Below are 7,020 nucleotides of genomic sequence, written 5' to 3'. Positions count from 1 at the left end.
AAAATATTCATATCAAATCTATTTAGATTTTAAAGATACAAAATAATTAGGTGTTAATACGGATAAGCATAATATTTTTTAAGTTTCAATAATTCCTCTTTTGGGAATAGGATTACATTTCAAACAATAATGTCATTGTGAAATTATTGTTGGTAGTTTTAATTTTCGCTCCATCAGTAAATCCTTGATTGAAAAAAGGTTGTTGCGAATTTCTCTGGGCATTGGTATAGGATAAATCCATTTTAAACACACCAAAGTTATAGCCTAATCCTCCTGAAAAAGAATTCAAATCGCCAATTGTTTTTTTGTCTTTGTATGGACTTTCTTCGAAACGATACCCGCCTCGAAGGCTCCATTCCTTGATTTTGTATTCAGCGCCTATTCTTATTTCATTTGATACGTTAAGAATGTTGCTCATTTGATTGTTCACGGCTCGATAATATATGTCATTTTCTGGTTGAAATTTCGTGCTGCTATAATCTTTAATAGTATAATCAATACTTATTAATCCAGTTTTTCCAAAAACATGAGCTAAGCTTCCTGTAAACTTGCTTGGAGTACTTAATTTATAAGGCGCATAATAATTAATGATTTGCGGATCAACATTTGCTGTAAGTTCATCTACATTATTGGCTCTCACTGCGCTTAGATTTTGAGAAAACTCATCGCTTAAATTGTACCAAATTGGAGATTCATAAGCAAATCCGAAACGAATTTCTTTAGTTACTTTTGCAATGGCTCCAATTTGAAATGAAAATCCTGTACCGTAAGTGTATAAATTATTATCAAATTGCAAACGTCTCACAGTATAATCTGAATTTAGAGTATTCGTGTTACTTTCATAAAAACTGGAAGTTTGCACGTAATCAGTGAAATGTGAATTTAAATTAATACCTATGTATAATTTATCTTTATACGAAGTTGCAGCATTAAAAGATAATTTTCCATTATATCCACTTGAATAAATACTGTTTTCTTGATAATAATTTCCACCGGGAGTTACATTTGATGTGTACGCCGTGTTGTTTGATGCTTCCATAACAGGGTTGATGATATATCCTTCATAGCCTAAATACGCTTGTTGTGCACCGTTGTCTAATTCTGAATAATTTGAATCTTTTATTAAACCTAATGGAACACCATTAGCATAAGTTAAAAAATACTTATCGACAGAATTTGTTGGATTTACGCCAGCAGAAAAGACTGAATTGTCAAAATCATTTACATTTTCGTAGTTTATTGCTAACGAAAACTTTTTCCAGTTGCTCGATGGGTTTCGGTTTTTAAAAACAAAAACGCCACCAGTTTGGTTCATGTCAAAATTACTTTCTGAATCGGAAGTTGTTGTTCCAAAATAATTTGAATCATTCTTTTTATTAAAAGCACTTAAGGATATAGTAAGTTGATTATTCGAAAAAATGGCAGAACCTGCAGGATTCACATTTATAGAAGATAAATCGCCACCCAGCGCACCAAAAGCACCACCCATCGCTCTAAAACGAGCAGTTCCATTTAAATTATCTTGTGAATATCGAACCGCATCTGGGATTTCTTGAGATAGAACTACATTAAAAGTGAAGCCAATAAATATAAGGTAATAGAGTTTTTTCATCTTTTTTTCAATTTAGGTTATATTTTAATTATTCTGAAAACAGATTATCTTCTTCCGCCAGATGAACTTCCTCCGCCACCAGATGATCTTCCACCACCGCTGTTGTAGTTACTGTTCGATGATGATCTAGTACTATTACTGTTGTTATAATTATTGGAACTTGGGGTATAAGTTCTTGTGTTTAAATTGTTTTGGCTTCTAGAACCGTTTGTGTTTGTGCTAGTTCTTGTTCTTGCAGTATTATTTTGTGAATAATCGCCAGTCATAAAAGAGGAATTATTTCTGGTAGCGGCGCTTGCATCATTTCTTCTTGTATTCGTATAGTTTGATGTTCTATTAGTAGAAGATTGGTTTTGTGAATATCTGTTGCTATTTACACCATTTGCATAAGATGATCCTCTTCTGCTTGAATTGTAAGAATAATTATTATTATTATTATTATATCCATAAACAGGAGAGCCCCAACCATAAGCAGGATAGCCCCAACCATAACTAGGATAGCCCCAACCGAATCCAAAATAAGAATTACCCCAGCCAAATCCGTTACCCCAGCCAAATCCAAAAAACGGGTCACACCAGCCATATCCGAAGCCCATACCAAATCCCATATTCCAAGGATCGTTATAGACATTTACAATATTTGTTTCTGTATAACCTTGGTTTGGAATAATGATGGTGTCATTTGAAACTTTTATTTCATCTTGCAAAGAGCTGAAATAGTTTTTATACTGAGTGCTTGAAACTGATTGAGCTTCTCTGGCTGTATTGCCATATATTCCATCGCTATCATAATAAGAACTATTTTGATAAGAACCGCAGGATGTTACTAGAGCACTTATAAATCCAATTAATGAATAAAGTGTTGCATTTTTGTATAATAAAATATTTGTTTTCATATCGAGAGGATTTTTATTGTTGCACATTACAAAAATACTTAGTTTTGTCGAACTATTAAGTTAAAATTATTAAAACAAAATTTGTGCCAAACTATTCAAAATGAGCAAGAACCTTACAACACGAGAAGAAGATTATTCAAAATGGTATAACGAGCTAGTTGTGAAAGCCGATTTAGCCGAAAATTCAGGAGTTAGAGGCTGTATGGTGATCAAGCCTTATGGTTATGCAATTTGGGAAAAAATGCAAGCAGAATTAGATCGAATGTTTAAAGAAACCGGTCATGAAAACGCCTATTTTCCTTTGTTTGTTCCAAAAAGTATGTTCGAAGCAGAAGAAAAAAATGCCGAAGGTTTTGCTAAAGAATGTGCCATTGTGACTCACTATAGATTGAAAAATGATCCAGATAATCCGGGTAAATTAATAGTAGATCCTAATGCGAAATTAGAAGAAGAGCTGATCGTTCGTCCTACAAGTGAAGCTATAATTTGGTCCACCTATAAAGGATGGATTCAGTCGTATCGCGATTTACCTTTGTTAATTAACCAATGGGCTAATGTCGTACGATGGGAAATGAGAACGCGTTTGTTTCTTAGAACGGCAGAGTTTTTATGGCAAGAAGGCCACACAGCCCATGCAACAAAAGCTGAAGCTCTTGAAGAATCTGAAAAAATGATGAATGTTTATGCTGAGTTTGCCGAAAATTTTATGGCAATTCCAGTAATAAAAGGATTGAAAACCGAAACTGAACGTTTTGCAGGAGCAGAAGAAACGTATTGTATTGAAGCTTTGATGCAAGATGGAAAAGCCCTGCAAGCAGGAACTTCACACTTTTTAGGACAAAATTTTGCCAAAGCATTTGACGTGAAATTTGCTAACGCCGAAGGAAAACAAGAACATGTTTGGGGAACTTCTTGGGGAGTTTCAACCCGATTGATGGGGGCTTTGGTTATGACACATTCTGATGACAAAGGCTTAGTTTTGCCTCCAAATTTAGCGCCAATTCAAGTAGTTATTGTTCCAATTCATAAAACAGATGAGCAGTTAGGAGAAATAACTATCGTTGTAAACGAATTAATTTCAGAATTCAAAAAACTAAATATTTCAGTTAAATTCGATAATAGAACAACTCAAAAACCAGGATTCAAATTTGCTGAATGGGAATTAAAAGGAGTGCCAGTTCGAATTGCAGTGGGACCAAAAGATCTAGAAAACGGAACTTTTGAAGTTGCTAGAAGAGATATTTTGACAAAAGAGATTGTTTCTAAGGATGGAATTGCGATTTACATACAAAATCTTTTAAAACAAATTCAAATCGATTTATTTCAAAAAGCATTGGACTATCGTGAAACGCATATAACAGAAGTAAATAGTTTTGAGGAGTTTAAAGATGTTCTAGAGCGAAAAGGCGGGTTTGTTTCGGCTCATTGGGATGGAACTGCGGCTACAGAAGAAGAAATAAAAAACTTGACAAAAGCTACAATAAGATGTATTCCTTTGAACGGTGTAAAACAAGCTGGAAACTGTATTCTCACTGGGAACACTTCCTCTGAAAGAGTTCTTTTTGCAAAGGCATATTAAAAAAAAATAAAAAATTGTATGTCAGCTATTGTGCGAACAAAAAATAGTTGTATTTTTGCATCCGCAATAAAGTAGTAGGGTCCCTTCGTCTAACGGTTAGGACACTTGGTTTTCATCCAAGAAATAGGAGTTCGATTCTCCTAGGGACTACAAAATTATTTAGTCTGAGGAGCAAATAGCTAACTTAGACAATTATCGGTCCGTTCGTCTACCGGTTAGGACACTTGGTTTTCATCCAAGAAATAGGAGTTCGATTCTCCTACGGACTACAATTAGTTGTAAATAAGTTTTATAAGATAATGATAAGTGTCTCTTATTTTTATTTTATTAGTTAAAACCAAAGTGATTGCATTAGCATTTGTGGGAGGTTTTTCTTTTTTAACTGATAGTTTATAACAATTAAAAATTAAAAAAATGGCAAATCACAAGTCAGCTTTAAAAAGAATTAGAAGTAACGAGAAGAGAAGAGTTTTAAATAGATACCAACATAAAACTACTCGTAATGCAATAAAAGCATTAAGATTATCTACAGATAAAGAAGATGCTTCATCTAAATTGTCGAGTGTAATTTCTATGATTGATAAATTAGCAAAAAAGAATATCATTCACGATAACAAAGCGTCTAATTTAAAATCTAAATTAACAAAGCACGTTACTAAATTGTAGTAATTACAATTTTTTACTATAAAGAAAAGTCCCGATACTATTGGGACTTTTTTTTGGTTTAAATTTAGATTTTATTTTTTAAGAATTCCAGCATTTCTTTAGATATTGGTTTTGATAAAAAATCAATTACCATTGGGTATTTTTTAGATTTTTCTAAATCTTGTGGGTCTATAGTAGAGGATAGAATGATAACTTTGGTGTCATGATATTCTGAATATTCTTCAGTGATAAATCTTTCTAAAAATTCCCAACCATTCATTACTGGCATATTGAGATCTAGAAAAATCAATTGGGGTTTATTGATACTATGATTGGTTTTTAGATTGTCAAAGTGTTTAATGGCTTCCTCTCCATTTTTGGCAGTAGCTATTTCATTTGAAAACAAGGCTTTTTTAATTACCATTTTGCATAACATTAGAGTTATGGGGTCGTCGTCAATACATAGAATTGTTTCGAGCATTATTTATCTGTTTTTAAAAGTTAATGTAAATGTGGTTCCAATATTTACTTTGCTTTCGATGCTAATTGTACCTCCCATAGTTTCAACTTGTGATTTTACTAAATACAAACCCAATCCTTTGCTGTCTGGGTAATCATGAAATCTTTGATAGAGGCCAAAAATTTTATCTTTATTTCTTTCTAAGTCAATCCCAATCCCATTGTCCTTGAAAATCAAAATTACGCTATCTCCTAAATCATGAGCAGCTATTGATATTTTTAATTTTCGATTTTCAGATTTGTATTTAATTGAATTCGTCAATAAATTTAGTAAAATACTTTCTAAATACGACTTATTTGTATTCAAAAATGAAATTTCTTCAAAATTAAATAGTATTATAGGTTTGTGCAAGCCAATAAGAAAATCTAATTGACTAAATACATCTTCAAAAATATCTTTTAGCATAAGAGATTCCTTTTCAATTGAAGGATTATCTTTGATGATGATTACTTTTACCAAATCATTAATGGTGTCGTTTAACAAATGAGTTGATTTATTAAATCCATCTATTATTTCCTTGAGTTCCTGATTTTCAATAGGAATGTCCTCAATTAAGTTTAGCAACCCAGTTAAGTTTGATAATGGCGCTCTAAGATTGTGTGATGTAATGTAGGAGAATTGTTGTAAATCTTTATTGTTTTGAGTCAACTCTTTTATAAGTTGTTCTTTTTCAACTTCTTGTTTTTTATCTTCGGTAATATCTCTTTGAATAGAAACCCAATGCGAAAGTTCACCTTCTGAATCATAAACAGGTAACATATTGAAATTTACCCAATACGCTTCTTTGTTTTTTTTGTAACTGAGAGTTTCAATTTGGCATTCTTCTTTGTTTTTTATGGCATTAATTAGTTTTTGATGTTCTTCAAGGTCAGCATTTGTACTGATAAAAACCTCAGGTGATTTTCCGATAATTTCATCAGAGGAGTAGCCAGATGTAGCAGAAAATGCTGGGTTTACATAGACAATACTCGGAAATTTGCCGTCATTTAAATCTGCTTTTGTGATAATTACAGAATCTTTCGTGTGGGTAATTACAGTTTCCAAGAGTTTAAGTCGCTGTTCTTCCTCTTTTTGTTTTGTAATGTCTTGGATGGCTCCTATCATTCTCACTGATTTTCCGTTTTCATCTTTTAAAATAAAGCCCCTATCTAAAACGTATTTATAAGAACCATCTGCACATTTAAAACGATATTGATCTTGCCATTTTTCGGTTTTTTGTTCTATAAATGAATATAGTTTTATAGACATTTTGATGGTGTCTTCTGGATGAATATTATCAAACCACCATTCGGAAGTTTTTCCAACCTGATCTTGGTTGTATCCAAAAACACTTTCAATACCCTTATTCCAAGTCATCGTATCTTCAGTTATTTTCCAATCCCAAATGATGTCACTAGTTGCTTTTGATACAATATCATATTTTTCATTCGACTCCTTAATTTCATTATTTGTATTTTTTAATTTTCTATAAATTTCAGAGTTTCTAATATCGTTTTTATATAAAACATATCTTAGAATGATTCCGGAAAACAGAATAAATAGGATGTTATTTAATAAACTAAATGAGGAGGGGTTTGATGGAAATACAATTGAAAAAACTTCACGATATATAATTGCCAAAAATATGGATGCAAGTATATAGATTATGGTTGTTTGATTAGTTTTATTTTTCATTATTCAAATATAAAAAATTTATATGACTATCCGTTACTTGTACCATTATTTAAAAACACCTATCTTTGAACAAGAAAATCAAATCAAAGGAAAA

At 32.0% G+C, this 7,020-nt stretch carries 6 protein-coding genes and 2 tRNA genes; 4 read left to right on the top strand and 4 right to left on the bottom strand.

Annotated features, from left to right (window positions below):
- Positions 1-112 precede the first annotated feature (112 nt).
- Positions 113-1,612, bottom strand: coding sequence for an OmpP1/FadL family transporter (locus FNW17_RS16120; protein WP_126563108.1), 1,500 nt, complete (start codon positions 1,610-1,612; stop codon positions 113-115).
- Positions 1,613-1,656: 44 nt separating this feature from the next.
- Complete coding sequence (locus FNW17_RS16115) at positions 1,657-2,508, bottom strand: hypothetical protein (RefSeq protein WP_144072201.1); 852 nt, start codon at positions 2,506-2,508, stop codon at positions 1,657-1,659.
- A 100-nt stretch (positions 2,509-2,608) separates the two neighbouring features.
- Between FNW17_RS16115 and proS the strand changes: the two genes are divergently transcribed.
- The 4 genes from proS (at position 2,609) to rpsT (ending at position 4,753) form a co-directional block, all read left to right on the top strand.
- Positions 2,609-4,087 (top strand): proline--tRNA ligase, encoded by a 1,479-nt coding sequence (gene proS / locus FNW17_RS16110; RefSeq protein WP_144072200.1) that lies wholly within the window; start codon positions 2,609-2,611, stop codon positions 4,085-4,087.
- Between the two features lie 78 nt (positions 4,088-4,165).
- Positions 4,166-4,237, top strand: a tRNA-Glu gene (locus FNW17_RS16105).
- A 47-nt stretch (positions 4,238-4,284) separates the two neighbouring features.
- Positions 4,285-4,356 (top strand) — tRNA-Glu (locus tag FNW17_RS16100).
- Between the two features lie 145 nt (positions 4,357-4,501).
- A complete protein-coding gene (rpsT, locus tag FNW17_RS16095) occupies positions 4,502-4,753 on the top strand; it encodes a 30S ribosomal protein S20 (RefSeq protein WP_143392048.1) in 252 nt (83 codons plus the stop codon).
- Positions 4,754-4,817: 64 nt separating this feature from the next.
- Here rpsT and FNW17_RS16090 read toward each other — a convergent pair whose 3' ends face one another.
- Both FNW17_RS16090 and FNW17_RS16085 read right to left on the bottom strand, forming a co-directional pair.
- The gene (locus FNW17_RS16090; RefSeq protein WP_143392049.1) at positions 4,818-5,213 is read right to left on the bottom strand and encodes a response regulator; all 396 of its coding nucleotides are present in this window, start codon (positions 5,211-5,213) and stop codon (positions 4,818-4,820) included.
- A 3-nt stretch (positions 5,214-5,216) separates the two neighbouring features.
- Entirely contained in the window at positions 5,217-6,926 is a 1,710-nt protein-coding gene (locus FNW17_RS16085) for a PAS domain-containing sensor histidine kinase (protein ID WP_143392050.1), read from the bottom strand.
- Between the last annotated feature and the right edge of the window lie 94 nt (positions 6,927-7,020).

This window comes from Flavobacterium franklandianum (assembly GCF_007097365.1).
GTDB lineage: Bacteria > Bacteroidota > Bacteroidia > Flavobacteriales > Flavobacteriaceae > Flavobacterium > Flavobacterium franklandianum.
Note: the sequence above shows the minus strand (reverse complement) of the source record. Positions and strands in the feature narration are given on the sequence as shown.

Coding starts and splice junctions, on each gene's coding strand:
- FNW17_RS16120 (WP_126563108.1), bottom strand. CDS start 1,612: ATGAAAAAACTCTATTACCTTATATTTATTGGCTTCACTTTTAATGTA.
- FNW17_RS16115 (WP_144072201.1), bottom strand. CDS start 2,508: ATGAAAACAAATATTTTATTATACAAAAATGCAACACTTTATTCATTA.
- proS (WP_144072200.1), top strand. CDS start 2,609: ATGAGCAAGAACCTTACAACACGAGAAGAAGATTATTCAAAATGGTAT.
- rpsT (WP_143392048.1), top strand. CDS start 4,502: ATGGCAAATCACAAGTCAGCTTTAAAAAGAATTAGAAGTAACGAGAAG.
- FNW17_RS16090 (WP_143392049.1), bottom strand. CDS start 5,213: ATGCTCGAAACAATTCTATGTATTGACGACGACCCCATAACTCTAATG.
- FNW17_RS16085 (WP_143392050.1), bottom strand. CDS start 6,926: ATGAAAAATAAAACTAATCAAACAACCATAATCTATATACTTGCATCC.